Genomic DNA, 19635 nt, shown 5'->3' with positions numbered 1-19635 from the left:
CGGCTTTGAAGCGCGCATCACACGTCAACTACCCTTCGCGTCGACCCGATTACCGAGTGAAGCTGACAGGTGGCACTGCGATGGCCCGACACAAGGCACCCAAGACGCCGACCGCCCGACGCGCCCTGGCCGTTCTCGCGACCGCCGCGGCGGCGCTCGGGGCGGGCGCGGCGACGGCGGCGGCCGCGGACTCCGGAACACTCCTCGACGACGCACGCGGCTCCGTCGGCGCGGTCGCGGACCTCCAGCCCAACCCCCTGGCCGGCACGGGCGTCGACCCCCTCGACAACGGCGTGGGCACCCAGGTCGCCGACTTCGCCCCGGTCGAGTCCCGAGCGGTCACGGGCCCCGTCGCCCAGGCCCCGTCGGTCGACAGCATCCCGCTGGCGGGCCGGGCGACGGACACCCTGCGACGCTGACCGCCGACCGGGACGAGGCGCGTTCCCGGGGAGATGGAGGGCGCCCCTTGCGCCGGAACGGGCGGGCACGTGCGCACGGCGCGACGCGTGTCCCGGCATCCGTTTCTCCCGTGATGTCATTCCAGCGCATCCCCGAAGAGTTTTCCCGCGGTACCTCTTCCGTTGGCCGTGCCTGGCTACCTTTGTCCCGCCCCGCCCGGCCGCAGAAGAGGTATGTCCATGAGCATCCCGGCCCGCCATACCTCGGCACGGCAGTCCGCGGCCGTCCCGACGTCGGCCCGGCAGCGTCAGGAAGGGAGCCGGGCCGGGAGTCCGTCCCGGAACCCGGTGGGGCAGGCCTTCCTCCAGATGCAGTCCAGCGCCGGCAACCGGGCCACGGCCGCGGCGGTGCAGCGTGCCAGGAGCGCGGACAAGGGGAAGGCGCCGGAGAACGGTGACGCGTCCGCCGGGGCGAAGAAGAAGAGCTATCGCGACCGGATCGCCGGGCTCCTGGACAGGTTCAAGAAGAATCTCGAACCCATCGACACCTTCATCAAGGGAGTCCAGACCCCCGTCAACGCGGGCTTCACCCAGCAGGCCGCCGCCGCGGCCAACGAGGGCCTCAAGCACTCCGCCGCCGCCTCGGGGACCTCCGCCGCGTCGGGGAACCTCCTCACGGAGGCCTCCGGCGCCGTGGTCAGCGGCATGGACGCGTACAAGAACATGAAGGACGCCAAGACGCACGAGACCGGGGCCAAGCACCACACGGCGCAGAAGAAGGCCAAGGTCAAGGGGACCGACGCGGTCATCGCCGCCGCCGGTTCGGGAAGCTACAGCGCGGCCATCGCCAAGGAGGTGACCAAGGTCCAGAAGGCGGCGGACGCCGCGGTGGCGTCCGAGGCGAGCGGTATCGCCAGTGCTTCCGTCGGCGCGATCAAGGGCATGCGGGCGGCCTTCCGGGTCGGGGGAGCGGCCCGCAAGTACAAGAGGGTGAAGGAACTCGGAGACCCCCACCTCGTCCAGCCGGCCGCGCTGACCCGGCTGAACGAGTCGTACGAGCAGGCCGAATGGGCCGCGGCGGAGGCGTACGTCGCGCTGGACGCCTACTGGGACCACGAGGGCGAGGAACGGCTGGAGCTCGTCTCCGAGGCCATCGACGCCGCCTGGGAGGCGATGGGTGAGGTCCGTGACACCGCCGAGACCATCCACCGCACGGAGAGACGGTGGGAGGGGGAGGCGGACAGGCTGGCCAGGGCGCAGGAGTACGCGAAGAAGAAGCAGCTCACCAAGATCGGCAAAGAGGCGATCGGCGGCGCGGTGGGCGAGTCCACCAAGGCCGCGGCCGGCGTGGTGACGGCGGTCGCGGCGGGAACGGCCGGGCTGGCGAGCAACCCGGTCGGGTGGGGCCTCGCCGGGGCAGGCGCCGGCCTCGTCCTCGGCGTCACCCTGTACAAGGCGCTCCGCGCCGCCACGAAGCGCTACGAGGAGAAACGCCACCCCGAACGCTGGGCGCCGGAGGGCGAGACCCCGGCGGACGCCGCATCCCGAGGTGACTCGCTGAAGCACGCCCTGACGTTCTGGAAGAAGGTGTCGAAGGGCGAACGCCAGGCCATGGCGCGCGAGATCTACGCTCTGGCGGCGGGCCCCGGCATCCCCGGCAGCGGCGACACGACGCCCGAGATGAGGGAATCCGCGAGGTCCCTCCTCATCGCCCTCAAAGCGGGCCCCACCGACCACAGGCTGGACCCTGAAGCATGGGCGCAGACCCTCGACGACCCGGCGAAGACCGCAGGCTGGATCAGTGAGATAGCGGAACAGCTGGCCTCGGGGTGACGGGGAGGCAGGGAGCGGGACGGTTCACCGCGCGGGCGGATGCCGCCCGTCGCCCGGTAGACGAGTGCGTCGTCCAAGTGGGTCGGGGGCGACAACCGGGCCCACCTGTTCTCACGCAACCTTCGGGACGCCCTGGACGTCTCCGACGTCAACCCCAAGATCCAGGCCACGCTGCTCAGCGAGCCCCAGCACTTCTGGTACTTCAGTAGCGGCGTGAATCAGGCGACACGGGACCTGTTCGAGACTGCGGGGCTCGGGGATCTGCTCGACCTGCGGTGGCATGAGCAGGGGCGGGACCTGGGGTTCGCGCAGCGCGGGGTGGATACGACGACGCTGCGGGCGCTGAACTTCCAGCCACGAGCGCGGACGATACTGCGGCGGATGGGGGCGGTTGAGCATGTGACGTTGGGGGAGGTCTGCCAGGGTGGCCAGATGAGCCGCGGCCTGCGCTTTCCGCGCGTCGACGGCGAGCCTGGCGATACATACAGCTACCGACTGGTGGGCCGACGTCAGGCATTCTGGCTCCGGCCGGAAGGGCGATGGATCAATAAGGCGCACACTTCGAAGGAGGTGTTGGCGGAGGACGAGACGGTTTTGATCGCTTCGCAGCGCGACAAAGCCGATCGCAAGGAAGACCAGGTCCTGACCCGACTGGAAGAGGCTATGGCTCAGCACGCGGGTGTAACCGGTTGAGCAGAGGACGCCCGCTCCCGGCGGGCCGTGGCCGGGGCTTGCCACGGCCCGTTGCTGCCCCTACTTTGAAGCCTGCTTGATGCTTCCAACGAACTGCGCCCAGGCTGGACGCGGGATCATCAGAACGGGGCCCTCTACGTCCTTGCTGTCCCGGACGGGCACAGCGCCGGGGAAGCCGTCGGCGACTTCAAGGCAGTTGCCCCCGTCCACATTGCTGTAGCTCGACTTGCGCCACCGTATGGGGCTCAGTTCGGTTGCTGCTCGCATGGGTTGAAGCCTTCCATCGCTGCTTCGATCATCGCGGCGGACTCCCGCGGCGACAGGGCGTTGGCCCTGAGTAGATCGTAAGCCCGACGTCGCTTCATGGCCTCGGCCGGATCCTCGATGAGTTGGCCGGAGTAGTTGCTCTCCACGTAGGCAACTGCCGTGGTGTTCGGCAGGGTCAGGAGCGTCAGGGTGCTGTCGAGCAGTGCGTGTTCCCCATGCGCGTACGGGATGACCTGCACCTCAATGCGCGGTGACTCGGCGAACGACAACAGGGCCCGGAGCTGCTCACGCGCGATGGCTGGCCCTCCAACGGGACGCCGCAGAACGCCCTCCTCCAGGAGTGCCCACAAGCGGGGCCCCTCCCCCTCCCCCAACCGCCCCTGCCTCCCCACCCGAAGCCCCACCTTCCGCTCGATCTCCTCCCCCGATGCCTCCGGGTCCCCCACCCGCAGCAGCGCCCGCGCGTACGCCGGTGTCTGGAGCAGCCCCGGTACCAGGTGGCCGGCGTATTCGTGGATGTCGGTGGCCTGGTCGGCGAGTTCCATGAAGCGGCGGTAGCGGTCGGGGTAGCGCTCCCGCTGAATGATGCTCCACAGGCCCTCGAACAGCCCGCCCGTGCCGAACGCGGCGTCGAGCTTGGACGAGAGCGGGGGCAGCGGCAGACGCTCGGCGGTCTCGACGCCGTGGAGCTGGGTCTTGCTGTAGTTCACGATGTCGGACAGCCGGTCCAGGGACACCCCGGCAAGCTGTCGCTGACGCCGCAGTTCCGTGCCGTAGAGCTCCCGCGCCGAGCGGGCCGGGTCGAGCTTCTGGGTCTCGGAGGCCATGTGCTTCCCCTGGTGCCGTGCTGTTCAGCGATCCCCGAGCGGGAGGCCGCCACTGTCCACGGTAGTTGCGGACAGTGGCGTAGCGGATGCGAACGGTGAAGTTCCGGAGTGTACGGTGAAATTCTGGAGCCGTCTCCGAGGTAACTGCGGAAGCCGACCCATCCCGAGGGGCTTGCGTACTACCAGCGTCGGATCTGATGTACCGGCCAGGTCGGCACGACTGCCCGGCGCCGGACGACCGGCAGGAGGGCTGGGCGGCCGATCAAGGGCGGGCGCGCACGATCAAGGTCCCGATGTGTCCCGGCCTGGGTGCGTCCACGACCGATGCCTCGACCGAGGAGAATCCGGCCCGGAGCAGGTGTCTCTCCCACACCGTGGGCTTGTAGCTGTAGCGGTAGGTGAACATCGCCTTGCCCGCGAAGCCGCCCTTGTACATGCCTTGCGGCCCGTAGGCGCCGGGGATGGCGGGCGGTTGGGAGAACGCGAACACGCCTCCCGGAGCCAGGTGCCGGCGGACGAGCGGGAACAGCCGGGACGGATCGGTGAACCAGGCCGCGCCGAAGATGGAGTACACGGCGTCGTACCGGTCCCGGTCGGCGGCGAGCCAGTCGAGGACCTCTCCCTGCTCGATCCGTACCCCGAGCGGTGCCCACTTCTCGCCCGCGCGCCGCGCCATCCGCGGGGACAGGTCCACGCCGGTCGCCTTCACGCCCTGTCGCGCGAGGTGGGCGAGGGCCCTCCCGGTGCCGCAGCCCAGTTCCAGGACCGTCTCCGGCGTGCCGAGGAGTTCGGTGCCGGGGCCGTGGCCGGTGTACTGGGTCCAGCAGAACGACGGCTCGGCGTCGTCCTTGAACGCGGACTCGGCGTAGGTGTCCCACAGTTCGGCCTCGGCAGCGATGTTGTGAGGTACGGGCACAGCGGTGGTTTCTCCAGTTGTCGGGATGCGGGAGCCCCGCCCTCGGGATGCCGTGAGGGCGGGGGCGACTGTAGCGCCGGTTCAGTGGCTGTCGGGGACCTTGTCGTCGCACGGTGAGCAGTCCGCACCGTCGACGGCCCACAGTTCCTCGTCGATCGCCCAGCCCTGGTCTCGCAGGAAGTCCCCGGTGCGCAGGCACAGGCCGTCGCTGCGGCGCTTGACGAACGGGGCGTGGTGCTTGAACCGGCCGCCGTTGTACAGGTGGCAGATTCCCCACCAGACAGGTGTGTCGAGGATGAGCTGGTGGACGCCGATGTCGACGAGCCGGCCGACACCGAGGTGGACGCCGGGGTTCTCGATGGAGCCCATGACGTACATGACGGCGTTGCCGAGGATGCGTTCGGCCATGTCGCGGACCATGGTGTGGTCACGCAGGAGCAGGGCGATCTCGCGGTCCCACAGGTTCATGCCGGAGTCGAAGACGTTGACGGTGAGTTCGGTGATGTGCGGGGCGACCGCGTTGAGGAGTTGCTGCGGGTCGCGGGTCCGTGTCGCGGCAAGCTGTTCCAAGGCGAGGGTCACGTCTTCCTCCAGCGGTGAAGTGATGCGGTACTCGGGCCGTGACCAGGACGGTACGGAGGCAGGCTGCGGGTATGTATGCCGATTGCCGCTGATTGCCGAAGGAACTGTCGAGTTGTGGCGGGTTGTTCAGCGCAGGTCGACGGAGGCGCGCGCCCGGCCGATCAGCCGGCGGGCCTGCTCCCCGTAGACCGCGGTCGCGTCGAGCCGGTCCCAGACGCGGCCGTACAGGGCGAGATCCTCGGTGGACTCCAGCACGAACTCCGAGTTGATCGTCTCGACGACCACCCGCTCCTCGTCGAAGATCCAGAAGCCGTGCTTCGGAGACAGCTTCAGCCGGGCCCCGAACGGCACGATCCCGAGTGTCACCTGGGGCATGCCGATCAGCCCTATCAGCCGGTCGTGCTGGCCTGCCATCACCTCACCGGGCCCGACGCGGGCATGCAGCGCGCCTTCCCAGATCAGGACGCGGAAGCTGTGGCCGTCCTCGTACAGCACCTCCTGCCGTCTCATGCGGGCGCTCACGGCTTCGTCGGTGTCCCGCGGTGACTGCATGAGGTCGGCGTTGAGGAGCAGCAGGTGCCGGGCGTAACCGGGGGTTTGGAACAGCCCGGGGATCACGGTGGCTTCGTAGCCGCGGACGGTCGCGGTGCGCCGGTAGGCGGCGACGTAGCGGTCCTGCACGGCCCGGTGCCCGGTGGCGAGCTGACGGCGCCATGACCGTTGCCGGGACTCCAGGCCCCGCAGCCGGCTCAGGAGGTCGGCGGACTCTGCGGGGACGCCGAGGGCCTGCGCCCAGGCCTGGAGGTCGGCGGCCGTCGCGGTCTGCTTCCCATTCTCGAGGCGGGACACCTTCGAGCGCTGCCAGCCCAGCCGATCGGCGAGCTCCTTGCCCTGGAGGCCGGCCTCGCTGCGCAGCTCGCGCAGTCGCGCGCCGAGGGCCTCGCGGCCGGACTGGTGGTCGGTGGCGCTCACCTGGCCGACGGTACCTGTGCCTGGAACCGGCCGGTAGGCACTGCGTGATGCCAGGCGGCATCACGAGCCTGGCAGGCACGCACGACGCTCTCTGCGTCCTCCAGGACTCGGAGGCCGAGGGTGACGCCGTGGTCGTCGATGACGAACTTCGCCAGGGTGCGGGAGTCGAACAGCCAGAAGTCGTAGTCCGGCAGCCCAAGACGTACTGCGTCGGTACGCCAGAGGTTGCGGATGTCCTCACCGGCGGCCACGTTTCCGAGTCCGGTGGCGAGGAGGAACCGCTGGCCCTCGGTAGGCGGATCATCGACGAGGCGTACTCGCTCGTACCGCTTCCCTGCCCGTGTCTGCCGACGGACGGCAGCCTGCCAAGGGTTGGCCGGGTCGTAGCCGAAGGTTTCGCCTCTCTGGAAGCGGGGCCAGTTCGGGCTGTCCCGGTCAGTGGCATAGCCGCGCCGGGTTTCGAGGCGCCAAGCCGTGTGCTGGAAGCTGGTGAAGAGGTGGGTGATCTCGTCGAACGTGACCAGGTCCGGCACGCGGTCTACTCCTTCGGCGGTGTGTCGGTGGCCGGGGAGACGAGGTCGGGCACGAAACGCGTCAGCAACGCGCGCGGGATCCGTACGAACGTCTCCGAGGGCTTGACGTCCCGAAGCTGGGCCAGATGCTCGGGGGCGGTCTCGCGGTCACCCTGTACGAGGATCTCGCCAGTCTCGACGATCTCGTAGAGAGTGGGGCAGTTCCCGTTCTCCGAAGTGGTGCCGATGAACCTGAGCGTCACGGGGGTTCTCCGTTCTGGCTGTCGGACGTCCAGGATGCTGCGGATCGCGAGAGGCTGCTCGTGAATTGCGGGAGATTGCACCGAGTGGCTCCGGGCGCATTGATTGCCGGCAACGGACGCCAAACCGGGGGTATGGCGATCGGCCGGGCGCGCAGGCAGGCCGGAAAGCCTGTAGATCGCCGTGTGTGGTGTTGGACCCAGCTGCCGGTTCCGGGGCTGTGCCTGGTCCGCCCGTCCGCACGGCGCGGACAACTGTGTGGTCCCCGCTTCCCCTGTGGTGTGGACGCACTGTTCCGCGTCCCCGGGGGGAATGCCGTCACCCTGTTCACGGCCGTCGCGGACGGTGACTCTGTGGGTGCGAACAGTGAAACCCCCGAGCTGCCCCGACGCGGCTCCCGCACGAGGAGGCACCACATGGACCCCCGCACCCCGCCGGCCCTGCCCCGCCGCAAGCCCGGCCGTTCCGTCATCGCCGCCGCGGCACAGGCGCACGAGGCCGCCGTACGCGCTGCGCGGGAGGAACGCGCACCGCAGCGGCTGCCCGTCGGGCAGCTCGCGTACGACACCCGGCGGGAACGTCGGGGTGTCGTCATGGATCACCTCGACGGCTTTGTCTGGCTGCGTCCGGAGGGCGGCGGAACCGAGTGGACCGCGCGGCCGGACGAGGTCGAGCCGGCTGCCTCCGTGCTCGGGGGCGATCTGCCCGAGGGCATCCTGCGGTCCCGGGTCGCCGTGGCGAACTCCCGCAGCAGGCGGGAGGTGCTGTGACCGCAAGTGCACTCCCCGAAACAGGCGTTGCGCAAGTGGCACACAGGTTGTCAACGGCTGGGCATAGAGTGGCCGGTGACTCGAAGTGTGCAGGTGCGGACAGGGGGTTGCGGCCGGTGGCGCGGATGATTCCGGTGGGTGAGCCGGTCAACGATGCCGAGCGGATGGTGCTGCGGCACCTGCGGGACCACGCCCCCGACGACTGGACGGTGGTGTCCAACTTCGAGCTGTCCTGCGGGCGCGGCCGACAGGTCTTCGAGGTCGACCTGGCCATCCTCACCGAGCATGTGTGTCTGCTCGCCGACACCAAGGGGGCGCAGGGCCGGATCGAGGTGCGCGGGGCCCGCTGGTACCTGAGCCGGGGGTCGTACTTTCCGAGCCTGGTGCGCAAGTCCCGGGAGCACGCCAAGGTGCTGGGGCGGCTGCTGCGGCGGTCCCGGTCCGGTGCGGCGCTGTCGGTGTGGTGCGATCCGCTGGTCGTCCTGCCCTTCGACGACGCCGTGCTGCGCGACCCGGCGGGTCTGGACGGGCCGCAGACGGTGCGTCTGCGCGACCTCGTGCCGTTCCTCGAGCAGTACCGCCCGGCGGCGCCGTCCTGTTCGCGGCGATCACCGGGGAACAGACCGGTGAGGACGCACAGGTGGTGGAAGGAAGGGACCCCCGGGACCTGCGCACAAGTACGCGGACAGCGGCGGGCTGGTGGCGGGGCTCGTTTCGAGTGTCCGCGAAATGCGGCACAAGGGGATGTCCGTCATCGTCGCCAGTCAGGACCCGCCGTCCGTCCCCACGGCACTGATCGAGCTGTCCAGCCACATCGTGCTGCACAAGTTCACCTCACCGGCGTGGCTCAAGTACCTGCAGAAGGTGAACACCGCCCTGGGAGGCCTTACCCCACAGAAGATGGCGGCCCTGGAACCCGGAGAGGCCTACGTCTGGTCGAGCAAAGCCACGGACGAAGCCTTTACCCAGGGAACCGTGAAGATCCAGTGCCGCCCACGGGTCACCAAGCACGGAGGCGGGACCAGAACGGCGTTCGACTGACGGGCTGCGGTGCCTCAGCGGCAGTGACTCAAGTGCGGGTGATTTCGTAGAGAAATTGCCCTGACGGCGAATAGACAGAGGCCTTGTCGTCACCGGTGAACTTTAATTCGTAGGAGTTCTGATTCGGCGATTGCACCACTGAGAGGGTGTAGCGGTCACTGTCATTCTTGGTCGAGGAGATGGTGCACTGCATGGGGCCACCGATATCCAAGAACCTTCCTTGGGTGTAATAGAATCCCGTGCATGTGCCATTGGTGTTGTATGTCTGTACATCGCCGCTTGCTGTAGCCCAGTTTCCGGACAGCTTCGACGGCCCGTCCTGCGTTCCGTCGGAGTCGTTCGGCGAGGCGTTGAGGTATCCGGCGACGACGGCGAGGAGAGCGGCCAGAGTCGCCGTACCCAGGGCGATGGACCGTTTATTCGATTTGAAGACGTTTCTGACGGAGCTCTTCTGTGTGACACTTATGTCGCGCCCCGCTTGCGCCCCTCCAAGATCGGCTCGGTTGTCCGATGAATTCCGCGAGTTCCCGGTCGGCATGAGGCTCACCCTTTGTTGGACTGTCCGATATTGTATAATTTTGGACTTTATCAAGGTGTGGCCATGGAAAAGGGGTACTGTCAAGTGATTCACTCGAATGGGTGACGTGTGGCAAAGGAAGGCCGCGGCTCCTCCGGACGGAGAGGGGCCGCGGCCTGGTTCGAGTGGGGGTCTGTGATGCGACTGGTCAGTACGCCGAGCCCGACGCCCCCAGGGAACCCGTCGGGTGCCAGACCGTCTTGGTCTCCAGGAACGCCGTCAGGCGGTCCGTACCGGGCGTCGCCGACCAGTCGTCCACAGGCTGTGGACGAAGGACGCGCTTCAGGTTGTCCGCCGCCGCGATCTCCAGTTCCTTCGCCAGCGTCTCGTCCGCGCCCGCGAGGTCGATCGCGTTGACGTCCTGGTGGGCGGCGAGCGGGGTCGCGAGTTCCGCCGTGCGGCCGGAGAGGATGTTGACCACGCCGCCGGGGAGGTCGGAGGTGGCCAGGACCTCGCCGAGGGAGAGGGCGGGGAGGGGGGACTTCTCCGAGGCGATCACGACCGCCGTGTTGCCCGTCGCGATCACGGGGGCCACTACGGAGACCAGGCCCAGCAACGACGACTTCTGGGGGGCCAGTACGGCGACCACGCCCGTCGGCTCCGGGGAGGACAGGTTGAAGAAGGGGCCCGCGACCGGGTTGCCGCCGCCGACCACCTGGGCGATCTTGTCGGTCCAGCCCGCGTACCAGACCCAGCGGTCGATCGCGGCCTCGACCTGCGCCGCCGCCTTCGACTTCGACAGGCCCTCCGCGTCGGCGACCTCCGCGACGTACTGGTCGCGACGGCCCTCCAGCATCTCCGCGACGCGGTAGAGGATCTGGCCGCGGTTGTACGCCGTCGCGCCGGACCAGCCGCCGAACGCCTTGCGCGCGGCGACCACCGCGTCACGGGCGTCCTTGCGGGAGGAGAGCGGCGCGTTCGCCAGCCACGTGCCCTTGGAGTCCGTCACCTCGTACACCCGGCCGCTCTCGGAACGCGGGAACTTCCCGCCGACGTACAGCTTGTAGGTCTTCAGCACGTTGAGTCGGTCAGACATCGAGGTACGCCTCCAGGCCGTGGCGGCCGCCCTCGCGGCCGAAGCCCGACTCCTTGTAACCGCCGAACGGCGAGGTCGGGTCGAACTTGTTGAACGTGTTGGACCAGATGACGCCCGCACGGAGCTTGTTCGCGACCGCGAGGATGCGCGAGCCCTTCTCCGTCCAGATGCCCGCCGACAGGCCGTACGGCGTGTTGTTGGCCTTGGCGACCGCCTCGTCCGGCGTACGGAAGGTCAGCACCGAGAGCACCGGGCCGAAGATCTCGTCGCGGGCCACCGTGTGCGCCTGGGTGACGTTCGTGAACAGCGTCGGGGCGAACCAGTAGCCGTTCTCCGGGAGTTCGCAGGCCGGGGACCAGCGCTCCGCGCCCTCCGCCTCGCCCTGGTCGGCCAGCGCGGTGATCCGGGCCAGCTGCTCGGCGGAGTTGATCGCGCCGATGTCCGTGTTCTTGTCCAGCGGGTCGCCGAGGCGGAGCGTGGACAGGCGGCGCTTGAGGGAGTCGAGCAGCTCGTCGTGGATCGACTCCTGGACCAGCAGACGGGAGCCCGCGCAGCAGACCTGGCCCTGGTTGAAGAAGATGCCGTTGACGATGCCCTCGACGGCCTGGTCGATCGGGGCGTCGTCGAAGACGATGTTGGCGCCCTTGCCGCCCAGTTCGAGGGTGACCTTCTTACGGGTGCCCGCGACCGTGCGCGCGATCTGCTTGCCCACGGCCGTGGAGCCCGTGAAGGCGACCTTGTTCACGTCCGGGTGGGCGATCAGCGCGGCTCCGGCACGGCCGTCACCGGTGATGATGTTGACGACGCCCTTGGGGAGACCGGCCTGACGGCAGATGTCCGCGAAGAACAGGGCGGACAGCGGGGTCGTCTCGGCGGGCTTCAGCACCACCGTGTTGCCCGTCGCGAGCGCCGGGGCGATCTTCCACGCCAGCATGAGGAGGGGGAAGTTCCACGGGATGACCTGGCCGGCCACGCCCAGGGGGCGCGGGCTCGCGCCGTAGCCCGCGTGGTCGAGCTTGTCGGCCCAGCCCGCGTAGTAGAAGAAGTGCGCGGCGACCAGGGGGAGGTCCGCGTCGCGGGTCTCCTTGATCGGCTTGCCGTTGTCCAGCGTCTCGAGGACGGCCAGTTCGCGGCTGCGCTCCTGGATGACGCGGGCGATACGGAACAGGTACTTCGCACGCTCGGAGCCGGGCAGCGCCGACCACTTCTCGAACGCCTTGCGGGCGGCCTTCACCGCGCGGTCGACGTCCGCCTCACCGGCCTCGGCGACCTCGGAGAGGACCTCCTCCGTGGAGGGGGAGACCGTCTTGAAGACCTTGCCGTCGGCCGCGTCCGTGAACTCGCCGTCGATGAACAGGCCGTAGGACGGGGCCAGATCGACGATCGAGCGGGACTCGGGCGCCGGTGCGTACTCGAATGCGGATGCCATGGTGATCAGTCCACCGTCACGTAGTCGGGGCCGGAGTAACGGCCGGTGGCCAGCTTCTGACGCTGCATCAGCAGGTCGTTCAGCAGCGAGGAGGCGCCGAAGCGGAACCAGTGGTTGTCCAGCCAGTCCTCGCCCGCGGTCTCGTTGACCAGGACCAGGAACTTGATGGCGTCCTTCGTCGTACGGATGCCGCCGGCCGGCTTCACGCCGATCTGCACGCCGGTCTGCGCGCGGAAGTCGCGCACCGCCTCCAGCATGAGGAGGGTGTTCGCGGGGGTCGCGTTCACGGCGACCTTGCCGGTCGAGGTCTTGATGAAGTCCGCCCCGGCCAGCATGCCGAGCCAGCTGGCGCGGCGGATGTTGTCGTACGTCGACAGCTCGCCGGTCTCGAAGATGACCTTGAGGCGGGCGCTCGTCCCGCAGGCCTCCTTCACGGCGGTGATCTCGTCGTACACCTTCAGGTAGTTCCCCGCGAGGAACGCCCCGCGGTCGATGACCATGTCGATCTCGTCCGCACCCGCGGCGACGGCCTCGCGGACGTCCGCCAGCTTCACGGCGATCGGGGCGCGTCCGGCCGGGAACGCGGTGGCGACGGAGGCGACCTTGACGGCGGAGCCGGCGACGGCCTCCTTCGCCGTGGCCACCATGTCGGGGTAGACGCAGACCGCGGCCGTGGCGGGCGTGGTGCGGTCGGTCGGGTCGGGGCGGACCGCCTTCGCGCCGAGCGCCCGGACCTTGCCGGGGGTGTCCGCGCCTTCCAGCGTCGTCAGGTCGACCATCGAGATGGCGAGGTCGATGGCGTACGCCTTCGAGGTCGTCTTGATCGAACGGGTGCCGAGGGAGGCGGCGCGCGCCTCCAGGCCGACCGCGTCGACGCCGGGCAGCCCGTGGAGGAAGCGGCGCAGCGTGCCGTCGGACGCGGTGACGTCGCTGAGAGCGTGTGGTGCAGTGGTGGGCATGGTCACCAGACGAGCATATCTACGCGCGTAGCGGCTGTACAGCCCCGTCGGGAATCCCGTCCGGCCTCCACCGCATACGGCGTGCTCCCGGGCGTCGTGCAGAATCGGGAGCATGACCTCCCCCGAGCACCAGTCGCCCGACCCGGAGCCCGCGAAGCCGTCCGGGGCCGCTGCCCGGCCTGCTTCCGCGCCCGCTTCCGGGACTGCGACATCCCCGTACCAGGACCGGATCTACCGCTCGCCCGCGGGCCTCGTCGGCGGGGTGCTGCTGCTCGGCATCATCGGCTGGCTCGGCGTGGACGCGGTGGTCACCGGGGAGGGCCGCACACCGTGGCTCGCCCTCGCCACGATGCTCCTGCTCGTGCCCCTGATCATCGCCTACACCCTGCGCCCCGCCGTCTTCGTGAACGACGACCGGCTGCGCGTGCGCAACCCGTTCCGCGTGATCGTGCTGCCGTGGGGACAGGTCGCCTCGCTGCGGTCCGGTTTCTCCAACGAGGTCTTCACCGAGGCCGGCGCGAAGTACCAGCTGTGGGCGCTCCCGGTCTCACTGCGGGCCCGCAACAAGGCAGCCCGGCAGGAGTCGCGGGCGGCCGCGAGGGCCGCGCGCGAGGGCGGCGACACGGAGGGCGCCACCGAGGCGGACCGGCGGCACGAGAGCGACCGGGCGATGGCGGAGATGCGTGAGACCCACGAGCGGCGCCAGGACGCCGAGGCGGCCCAGGGTGAGGTGACCGTGCGCTGGTCGTACGAGATCGCCGGGCCGGTCGCCGCGGGGGCGGTGCTGCTGGCGGTGCTGCTGGCCGTGGCGTGAGCGCGGTGCGGGGCGAGCGTGCTCGCCCCGCGTGGGCACCGATCAGATGCCGGCTGCCTCGGACAGCTCCCGCTTGATCCGGGTGAGCAGCTCGGCCGCCGCGCCGCGGGCCCGGGGGAGGTCCGTCTTCGAGGCGACCGGGATCACCACCTCCAGGTAGCACTTCAGCTTCGGCTCCGTGCCGCTGGGGCGGACGATGACGCGGGCGCCGTCGAGGGTGTAGCGCAGGCCGTCCGTGGGCGGGAGCGTCTCCGTGCCCTCGGTCAGGTCCTCGGCCCGGGTGACGCGCAGTCCGGCCAGCTCCGTGGGCGGTTGCCCGCGCAGGCGGCGCATCGCGTCGGCGATCAGGCCGAGGTCCTGGACGCGCACCGAGAGCTGGTCGGTGGCGTGCAGCCCGTGCTCCACGGCGAGGTCGTCCAGGAGGTCGAGGAGAGTGAGGCCCTCCTCCTTGAGGACGGACGCCAGCTCCGTGAGGACGAGCGCCGCCGTGATGCCGTCCTTGTCCCGTACGCCGTCCGGGTCCACGCAGTAGCCGAGGGCCTCCTCGTAGCCGTAGCGCAGGCCCTCGGCGCGGGCGATCCACTTGAAACCGGTCAGGGTCTCGGTGTGGCGCAGCCCCGCCTTCCGGGCGATACGGCCGAGGAGGGAGGAGGAGACGATCGACTCCGCGAATGTGCCCCGTGCCCCGCGCCGGACCAGATGGGCGGCGAGCAGCGCACCGACCTCGTCGCCGCGCAGCATGCGCCAGTCGGTGCCGTCCTTGACGGCGGCGGCGCAGCGGTCGGCGTCGGGGTCGTTGGCGATGACCAGGTCGGGGCCGGTGGCGCGGGCCTGCGCGAAGGCGAGGTCCATCGCGCCGGGCTCCTCCGGGTTGGGGAACGCGACGGTCGGGAACTCCGGGTCCGGTTCGGCCTGCTCGGCGACGAGGACGGGCTCCGGGAAGCCGGCCCGGGCGAAGGCGGCGAGGAGGACGTCCTTGCCGACGCCGTGCATCGCCGTGTAGACGGTGCGGGCGGTGCGGGGGGAGTCCTTGGCCAGGACCGCGTCCGTGCGGGCGAGGTAGGCGTCCAGGACGGTCTCGTCGAGGATCTCCCAGCCCTCGGCGGGGCGGGGGACCGTGGCCAGGGACGCCACGGCCTCGATCTCGGCGGCGATCTCCGCGTCGGCCGGGGGGACGATCTGGGAGCCGTCGCCGAGGTACACCTTGTAGCCGTTGTCACGGGGCGGGTTGTGGCTGGCGGTGACCTCCACACCGGCCACGGCGCCGAGGTGCCGTATGGCGAAGGCCAGGACGGGGGTGGGGAGCGGGCGGCTGAGCACGGCCGCCCGCAGGCCCGCGCCGGTCATGACGGCGGCGGTGTCCTCGGCGAAGTCGCGGGACTTGTGGCGGGCGTCGTAGCCGATGACGACGAGACCGCCGTCCTGGCCGTTCTTCCTCAGATACGCGGCGAGGCCGGCGGCCGCCCGGATGACGACGGAGCGGTTCATCCGCATCGGGCCCGCGCCGAGCTCGCCGCGCAGGCCGGCCGTGCCGAACTGGAGGGTGCCGCCGAAGCGGTCGGCGAGTTCCGCGTGGTCGCCTGCGTCGATGAGGCGGGCGAGCTCCTCACGGGTGTCCGGATCGGGGTCCTCGGCGAGCCACGCCTGGGCCTGTGCGATGAGGGCGTCGTCTTGCACGGTCGGTCGGCCTCTCTGAATTCGTCGACTGTCAGCGTTGCATGCCGGTGTGGCGCCGGACCCGTGCGAAACGGTGCCGGCGCCGCTCCCTACAGGCGGCCGAGGACCTGCCCCAGCAGCGACCCCATCCGGGTGGCGGAGTCGCGGCCCGCCTGGAGGACCTCCTCGTGGTTGAGGGGCTCGCCCGTCATGCCCGCGGCCAGGTTGGTGACCAGGGAGATGCCCAGGACCTCCGCGCCGGCCTCACGCGCGGCGATCGCCTCGAGGACCGTCGACATGCCGACCAGGTCCGCCCCGATCACCCGGGCCATCCGGATCTCCGCCGGAGTCTCGTAGTGCGGGCCGGGGAACTGGGCGTACACGCCCTCCTCCAGCGTGGGGTCGATCTCCTTGCACAGCGCGCGCAGGCGGGGCGAGTACAGATCGGTCAGGTCGACGAAGTTCGCCCCGACGATCGGGGACGTCGCCGTGAGGTTGATGTGGTCGCTGATCAGGACCGGCTGGCCGGGACGCATCCCCGCGCGCAGCCCCCCGCAGCCGTTCGTCAGGACGATCGTCTTCGCGCCCGCGGCCACCGCCGTACGGACCCCGTGGGCCACCGAGGCGACGCCCCGGCCCTCGTAGTAGTGCGTACGGCCCAGGAACACCAGGGCCCGCTTCGCGCCGATGGCGTACGAGCGGATCGTGCCGCCGTGGCCCTCGACCGCCGGGGGAGGGAAGCCGGGCAGCTCGGTGACCTGGAACTCGGCCTCGGGGGTGCCGAGGGCGTCCGCGGCCGGAGCCCAGCCGGAGCCCATCACGAGGGCGACGTCGTGGGTCTCGGCGCCGGTGAGGTCGCGCAGGCGCGCGGCGGCGGCGTCGGCTGCGGCGTACGGGTCGCCCTGGATGTCGTCCGGAAGAAGAGAAGCGTTCACGCGATGAGGGTAGCCGGTAATCGCCTACGCGCGTAGATGTCCGGGCGGACGGGTTGGCGATCGTTGTCTTGTCGTTTCCGGCGAAGGGACGTCAGCAGGGACGTTTACGGAGTTCCATCACATAGTCGTGCGGCGCCCCCGCCGACTCCGCCGCGTCGGCGACCTCGCCCAGATAGCGGGCCGAGGGAAGTCCGCCCTCGTAACTGTTGAGGACGTACGCCCAGGCCGGCTCCTCGCCGTCCAGCGTGTGCGCCCGCACCCGGGTACGGCGGTAGAGGTCCAGGCCGCCCGCGCCCTCCCAGCGGTCCAGTGACTCCTCGTCCATCGGGGCGATGTCGTACAGGGCGACGAAGACCGCAGAGATCGGGTCCTCCACCAGCGTGGCCAGCGCGCCCTCCCAGCCCATGTGCTCGCCGCCGAACGTCAGTCTCCACCCGTTCAGCCAGCCGGTGGCGCGCAGCGGCGAGTGCGGGGCGCGGCGGGACATCAGCCGCGCGTCGAGATTGCCGGCGTACGCGGCGTAGAGCGACATGGGGTGAAGGGTACGGCAGCCGGAACCGGCGCCACTCCGGTAACAGGGGGGCCACGGCCGAACCCCCCGGGCGGGCGCACGGTGAAGTGTGCGGGACAATGGAGTACGTGACTCGGATCGTGATCATCGGTGGCGGACCCGGCGGATACGAAGCGGCGCTGGTCGCCGCGCAACTCGGCGCGGAGGTGACCGTCGTCGACTGCGACGGCCTGGGCGGTGCGTCGGTGCTCACCGACTGCGTGCCGTCCAAGACCCTGATCGCCACGGCCGAGGTGATGACCACCTTCGACTCCTCGTACGAGGAGCTGGGCATCATCGTCGCCGACGACACCCCGCCCCTGGAGCAGGCCGCCCGGGTGGTCGGCGTGGACCTCGGCAAGGTCAACCGGCGTGTGAAGCGGCTCGCACTGGCCCAGTCGCACGACATCACCGCCTCCGTGACCCGGGCCGGCGCGCGCGTGCTGCGCGGCCGGGGCCGGCTCGAGGGCATGCAGGCGCTCGACGGCTCCCGCAAGGTCGTGGTGCGCGCCGCCGACGGCACCGAGGAGACCCTCACCGCCGACGCCGTACTGATCGCGACCGGCGGACATCCGCGCGAACTGCCGGAGGCCCGCCCCGACGGCGAACGCATCCTCAACTGGACCCAGGTCTACGACCTCGACGAGCTTCCCGAGGAGCTCATCGTGGTCGGATCGGGTGTCACGGGCGCCGAGTTCGCCGGCGCCTACCAGGCCCTCGGCTCGAAGGTGACGCTGGTCTCCTCGCGCGACCGGGTGCTGCCGGGCGAGGACCCGGACGCGGCGGCCGTGCTGGAGGACGTCTTCCGGCGGCGCGGGATGAACGTCATGGCGCGCTCGCGGGCCCAGTCCGCGAAGCGGGCCGGCGACCGGGTGGAGGTGACGCTCGCCGACGGCCGCGTCATCACCGGGTCGCACTGCCTGATGGCCGTGGGCGCCATCCCGAACTCCGAGGGCATGGGCCTGGAGGAGGCCGGCGTCCGGCTCCGGGACTCCGGCCACATCTGGACCGACAAGGTCTCGCGCACGACGGCCCCCGGCGTGTACGCCGCCGGTGACGTCACCGGCGTCTTCGCGCTCGCCTCCGTGGCGGCGATGCAGGGCCGGATCGCCATGTACCACTTCCTGGGCGACGCGGTGGCCCCGCTGAACCTCAAGACGGTCTCGTCGAACGTGTTCACCGACCCCGAGATCGCCACCGTCGGCTACTCCCAGGCCGACGTCGACTCCGGCAAGATCGACGCCCGCGTGGTGAAGCTGCCGCTGCTGCGCAACCCGCGCGCGAAGATGCAGGGCATCCGGGACGGCTTCGTCAAGATCTTCTGCCGTCCGGGCACCGGCATCGTCGTCGGCGGTGTGGTCGTCGCACCGCGCGCCTCGGAACTCATCCACCCCATCTCGATCGCGGTCGACAACAATCTGACGGTGGAACAGATCGCGAACGCCTTCACGGTCTATCCCTCCCTGTCGGGCTCGATCGCCGAGGTGGCACGGCAGTTGCACACCCGGAAGGCCGGCGGCGAGGGCTGACGTTCCCAAATGACGGTCCTATACCACTTGGTGCAGGGCCGTGCGAACAACTTCTGCTATTCAGCGCAAACTGCTGAAAGCAGACGGTCGTCGGCGTTACTGTCAGTTTCGTGTTCGCTGCAGAACGTCGCCAATTGATCCTCGAAATGGTGCGAGCCAACGGGGCCGTGTCGCTCCGTGAGCTTGCCCGCGTCGTCCAGACCTCCGAAGTGACCGTACGGCGGGACGTGCGCGCACTGGAGGCAGAAGGACTCCTCGACCGCCGGCACGGCGGTGCGGTACTGCCGGGCGGTTTCACGCGAGAGTCCGGTTTTCCGCAGAAGTCACATCTCGCGACCGCCGAGAAGACCGCGATCGCCGACCTCGCCGCGAATATGGTGGACGAGGGCGAGGCCATCGTGGTCGGCGCGGGTACCACCACGCAGGAACTGGCCCGCCGGCTGGCCCGCGTACCCGGCCTGACCGTCGTCACCAACTCCCTGCTGGTCGCCCAGGCGTTGGCCCATGCCAACCGGGTGGAGGTCGTGATGACCGGCGGGACGCTCCGCGGCTCGAACTACGCCCTGGTGGGCAGTGGTGCGGAGCAGTCCCTGCAGGGGCTGCGGGTGTCCCGCGCGTTCCTGTCCGGGAGCGGGCTCACCGCCGAGCGCGGGCTGTCCACGTCCAACATGCTGTCGGCGTCGGTCGACCGTGCGCTGGTCCAGGCCGCGGCGGAGGTCGTGGTCCTCGCGGACCACACCAAGCTCGGTACGGACACGATGTTCCAGACGGTGCCCACGGATCTGATCACGCGGCTGGTGACGGACGAGCCGGCGGGGCATGACGAGCGGGCGGCGACGGAGCTGCAGGCGCTGGCCGATCAGGGTGTGCAGATCGCTGTCGCTGGGGGTGAGGGGGCTTCGGCGGGGCGCCAGCGCCGGGACGTCCCCCTGCCCGGGCCTCGCCGGCAGGGGCCGGGTGGGTTACGCACGGCCGTGGCGCTGGGGGCGGCGGCGGGGGAGCCGGCGCAGGGGAGTGAGCGGGGGGCACGGGTGGCGGACTTGCGCCGCCGCTGAGTCCGAAAGCCGCTCCGCAGGCA

At 70.2% G+C, this 19635-nt stretch carries 22 protein-coding genes and 1 pseudogene; 9 read left to right on the top strand and 14 right to left on the bottom strand.

Going from position 1 to position 19635, the window contains the following annotated elements:
• Window positions 1-80: 80 nt before the first annotated feature.
• The 3 genes from IF28_RS0117280 to IF28_RS0117270 all read left to right on the top strand — a co-directional run bounded on the left by IF28_RS0117280 (window position 81) and on the right by IF28_RS0117270 (window position 2924).
• The gene (locus IF28_RS0117280; protein WP_030220664.1) at window positions 81-419 is read left to right on the top strand and encodes a hypothetical protein; all 339 of its coding nucleotides are present in this window, start codon (window positions 81-83) and stop codon (window positions 417-419) included.
• A gap of 219 nt (window positions 420-638) precedes the next feature.
• Window positions 639-2231: a hypothetical protein gene (locus IF28_RS0117275; protein WP_030220662.1), complete on the top strand. Its 1593-nt coding sequence runs from the start codon at window positions 639-641 to the stop codon at window positions 2229-2231.
• Window positions 2232-2444: 213 nt separating this feature from the next.
• The gene (locus IF28_RS0117270; protein WP_030220661.1) at window positions 2445-2924 is read left to right on the top strand and encodes a hypothetical protein; all 480 of its coding nucleotides are present in this window, start codon (window positions 2445-2447) and stop codon (window positions 2922-2924) included.
• A 60-nt stretch (window positions 2925-2984) separates the two neighbouring features.
• On the opposite strand, the gene IF28_RS37835 is transcribed toward IF28_RS0117270, so the two are convergent.
• From IF28_RS37835 to IF28_RS0117240, 7 genes are all read right to left on the bottom strand, one after another.
• Window positions 2985-3191 carry a DUF397 domain-containing protein gene (locus tag IF28_RS37835; protein ID WP_078621225.1) on the bottom strand — a complete coding sequence of 69 codons (207 nt, stop codon included), beginning with the start codon at window positions 3189-3191 and terminating at the stop codon, window positions 2985-2987.
• Window positions 3170-4018, bottom strand: a complete 849-nt coding sequence (locus IF28_RS0117265; RefSeq protein ID WP_030220658.1) for a DUF5753 domain-containing protein — start codon at window positions 4016-4018, stop codon at window positions 3170-3172. Before IF28_RS0117265 ends, IF28_RS37835 begins: the two co-directional genes overlap by 22 nt.
• 262 nt (window positions 4019-4280) lie before the next feature.
• Window positions 4281-4934 (bottom strand): class I SAM-dependent methyltransferase, encoded by a 654-nt coding sequence (locus tag IF28_RS0117260; protein WP_030220656.1) that lies wholly within the window; start codon window positions 4932-4934, stop codon window positions 4281-4283.
• An 81-nt stretch (window positions 4935-5015) separates the two neighbouring features.
• Entirely contained in the window at window positions 5016-5516 is a 501-nt protein-coding gene (locus tag IF28_RS0117255; RefSeq protein ID WP_030220654.1) for a hypothetical protein, read from the bottom strand.
• Window positions 5517-5642: 126 nt separating this feature from the next.
• Window positions 5643-6488, bottom strand: coding sequence for a helix-turn-helix domain-containing protein (locus tag IF28_RS0117250; RefSeq protein ID WP_030220652.1), 846 nt, complete (start codon window positions 6486-6488; stop codon window positions 5643-5645).
• Window positions 6485-7021, bottom strand: coding sequence for a DUF6879 family protein (locus IF28_RS0117245; RefSeq protein ID WP_030220650.1), 537 nt, complete (start codon window positions 7019-7021; stop codon window positions 6485-6487). Before IF28_RS0117245 ends, IF28_RS0117250 begins: the two co-directional genes overlap by 4 nt.
• Window positions 7022-7026: 5 nt before the next feature.
• Window positions 7027-7263 carry a hypothetical protein gene (locus IF28_RS0117240; protein WP_051713769.1) on the bottom strand — a complete coding sequence of 79 codons (237 nt, stop codon included), beginning with the start codon at window positions 7261-7263 and terminating at the stop codon, window positions 7027-7029.
• Window positions 7264-7677: 414 nt separating this feature from the next.
• Here IF28_RS0117240 and IF28_RS0117235 point away from each other — a divergent pair, with 414 nt between their 5' ends.
• From IF28_RS0117235 to IF28_RS39870, 3 genes and pseudogenes are all read left to right on the top strand, one after another.
• A complete protein-coding gene (locus tag IF28_RS0117235; protein WP_051713768.1) occupies window positions 7678-8031 on the top strand; it encodes a hypothetical protein in 354 nt (117 codons plus the stop codon).
• Window positions 8032-8156: 125 nt separating this feature from the next.
• Window positions 8157-8507: pseudogene (locus IF28_RS40375) on the top strand (nuclease-related domain-containing protein); the annotation flags it as partial.
• A gap of 268 nt (window positions 8508-8775) precedes the next feature.
• Window positions 8776-9072 (top strand): hypothetical protein, encoded by a 297-nt coding sequence (locus tag IF28_RS39870; RefSeq protein ID WP_234325217.1) that lies wholly within the window; start codon window positions 8776-8778, stop codon window positions 9070-9072.
• A 28-nt stretch (window positions 9073-9100) separates the two neighbouring features.
• On the opposite strand, the gene IF28_RS39220 is transcribed toward IF28_RS39870, so the two are convergent.
• The 4 genes from IF28_RS39220 to deoC form a co-directional block, all read right to left on the bottom strand.
• A complete protein-coding gene (locus IF28_RS39220) occupies window positions 9101-9610 on the bottom strand; it encodes a hypothetical protein (RefSeq protein WP_158713692.1) in 510 nt (169 codons plus the stop codon).
• A 187-nt stretch (window positions 9611-9797) separates the two neighbouring features.
• Window positions 9798-10685 (bottom strand): aldehyde dehydrogenase family protein, encoded by an 888-nt coding sequence (locus IF28_RS0117225; RefSeq protein ID WP_030220639.1) that lies wholly within the window; start codon window positions 10683-10685, stop codon window positions 9798-9800.
• Window positions 10678-12114, bottom strand: a complete 1437-nt coding sequence (locus IF28_RS0117220) for an aldehyde dehydrogenase family protein (RefSeq protein WP_030220636.1) — start codon at window positions 12112-12114, stop codon at window positions 10678-10680. Before IF28_RS0117220 ends, IF28_RS0117225 begins: the two co-directional genes overlap by 8 nt.
• A gap of 5 nt (window positions 12115-12119) precedes the next feature.
• Window positions 12120-13073, bottom strand: a complete 954-nt coding sequence (gene deoC / locus IF28_RS0117215; protein ID WP_030220633.1) for a deoxyribose-phosphate aldolase — start codon at window positions 13071-13073, stop codon at window positions 12120-12122.
• Window positions 13074-13185: 112 nt separating this feature from the next.
• Here deoC and IF28_RS0117210 point away from each other — a divergent pair, with 112 nt between their 5' ends.
• Window positions 13186-13887, top strand: a complete 702-nt coding sequence (locus IF28_RS0117210) for a PH domain-containing protein (protein ID WP_030220630.1) — start codon at window positions 13186-13188, stop codon at window positions 13885-13887.
• A gap of 42 nt (window positions 13888-13929) precedes the next feature.
• Here the strand turns inward: IF28_RS0117210 and IF28_RS0117205 are convergent, their stop codons facing one another.
• The 3 genes from IF28_RS0117205 to IF28_RS0117195 form a co-directional block, all read right to left on the bottom strand.
• Window positions 13930-15564, bottom strand: a complete 1635-nt coding sequence (locus IF28_RS0117205) for a phospho-sugar mutase (RefSeq protein ID WP_030220626.1) — start codon at window positions 15562-15564, stop codon at window positions 13930-13932.
• A gap of 89 nt (window positions 15565-15653) precedes the next feature.
• On the bottom strand, window positions 15654-16478 hold the full coding sequence (locus IF28_RS0117200) for a purine-nucleoside phosphorylase (RefSeq protein WP_030220622.1): 825 nt from the start codon (window positions 16476-16478) through the stop codon (window positions 15654-15656).
• 91 nt (window positions 16479-16569) lie between these two features.
• Window positions 16570-17010, bottom strand: coding sequence for a gamma-glutamylcyclotransferase (locus tag IF28_RS0117195; RefSeq protein ID WP_030220619.1), 441 nt, complete (start codon window positions 17008-17010; stop codon window positions 16570-16572).
• A 98-nt stretch (window positions 17011-17108) separates the two neighbouring features.
• On the opposite strand from IF28_RS0117195, the gene IF28_RS0117190 reads away from it, so the two are divergent.
• On the top strand, window positions 17109-18557 hold the full coding sequence (locus IF28_RS0117190) for an NAD(P)H-quinone dehydrogenase (protein WP_030220615.1): 1449 nt from the start codon (window positions 17109-17111) through the stop codon (window positions 18555-18557).
• Window positions 18558-18667: 110 nt separating this feature from the next.
• On the top strand, window positions 18668-19612 hold the full coding sequence (locus IF28_RS0117185; RefSeq protein WP_078621223.1) for a DeoR/GlpR family DNA-binding transcription regulator: 945 nt from the start codon (window positions 18668-18670) through the stop codon (window positions 19610-19612).
• Window positions 19613-19635: the final 23 nt, after the last annotated feature.

The organism is Streptomyces sp. NRRL WC-3626 (genome assembly GCF_000718785.1).
In the GTDB taxonomy this organism is placed as follows: domain Bacteria; phylum Actinomycetota; class Actinomycetes; order Streptomycetales; family Streptomycetaceae; genus Streptomyces; species Streptomyces edwardsiae.
This window is presented reverse-complemented; position numbering and strand designations above follow the sequence as displayed.

What these genes read in the sequence shown, in the direction of transcription:
- IF28_RS0117280 (WP_030220664.1), top strand. Translation starts at nt 81, where the DNA reads ATGGCCCGACACAAGGCACCCAAGACGCCGACCGCCCGACGCGCCCTG.
- IF28_RS0117275 (WP_030220662.1), top strand. Translation starts at nt 639, where the DNA reads ATGAGCATCCCGGCCCGCCATACCTCGGCACGGCAGTCCGCGGCCGTC.
- IF28_RS37835 (WP_078621225.1), bottom strand. Translation starts at nt 3,191, where the DNA reads ATGCGAGCAGCAACCGAACTGAGCCCCATACGGTGGCGCAAGTCGAGC.
- IF28_RS0117265 (WP_030220658.1), bottom strand. Translation starts at nt 4,018, where the DNA reads ATGGCCTCCGAGACCCAGAAGCTCGACCCGGCCCGCTCGGCGCGGGAG.
- IF28_RS0117235 (WP_051713768.1), top strand. Translation starts at nt 7,678, where the DNA reads ATGGACCCCCGCACCCCGCCGGCCCTGCCCCGCCGCAAGCCCGGCCGT.
- IF28_RS39870 (WP_234325217.1), top strand. Translation starts at nt 8,776, where the DNA reads ATGTCCGTCATCGTCGCCAGTCAGGACCCGCCGTCCGTCCCCACGGCA.
- IF28_RS39220 (WP_158713692.1), bottom strand. Translation starts at nt 9,610, where the DNA reads ATGCCGACCGGGAACTCGCGGAATTCATCGGACAACCGAGCCGATCTT.
- IF28_RS0117225 (WP_030220639.1), bottom strand. Translation starts at nt 10,685, where the DNA reads ATGTCTGACCGACTCAACGTGCTGAAGACCTACAAGCTGTACGTCGGC.
- IF28_RS0117220 (WP_030220636.1), bottom strand. Translation starts at nt 12,114, where the DNA reads ATGGCATCCGCATTCGAGTACGCACCGGCGCCCGAGTCCCGCTCGATC.
- deoC (WP_030220633.1), bottom strand. Translation starts at nt 13,073, where the DNA reads ATGCCCACCACTGCACCACACGCTCTCAGCGACGTCACCGCGTCCGAC.
- IF28_RS0117210 (WP_030220630.1), top strand. Translation starts at nt 13,186, where the DNA reads ATGACCTCCCCCGAGCACCAGTCGCCCGACCCGGAGCCCGCGAAGCCG.
- IF28_RS0117195 (WP_030220619.1), bottom strand. Translation starts at nt 17,010, where the DNA reads ATGTCGCTCTACGCCGCGTACGCCGGCAATCTCGACGCGCGGCTGATG.
- IF28_RS0117190 (WP_030220615.1), top strand. Translation starts at nt 17,109, where the DNA reads ATGGAGTACGTGACTCGGATCGTGATCATCGGTGGCGGACCCGGCGGA.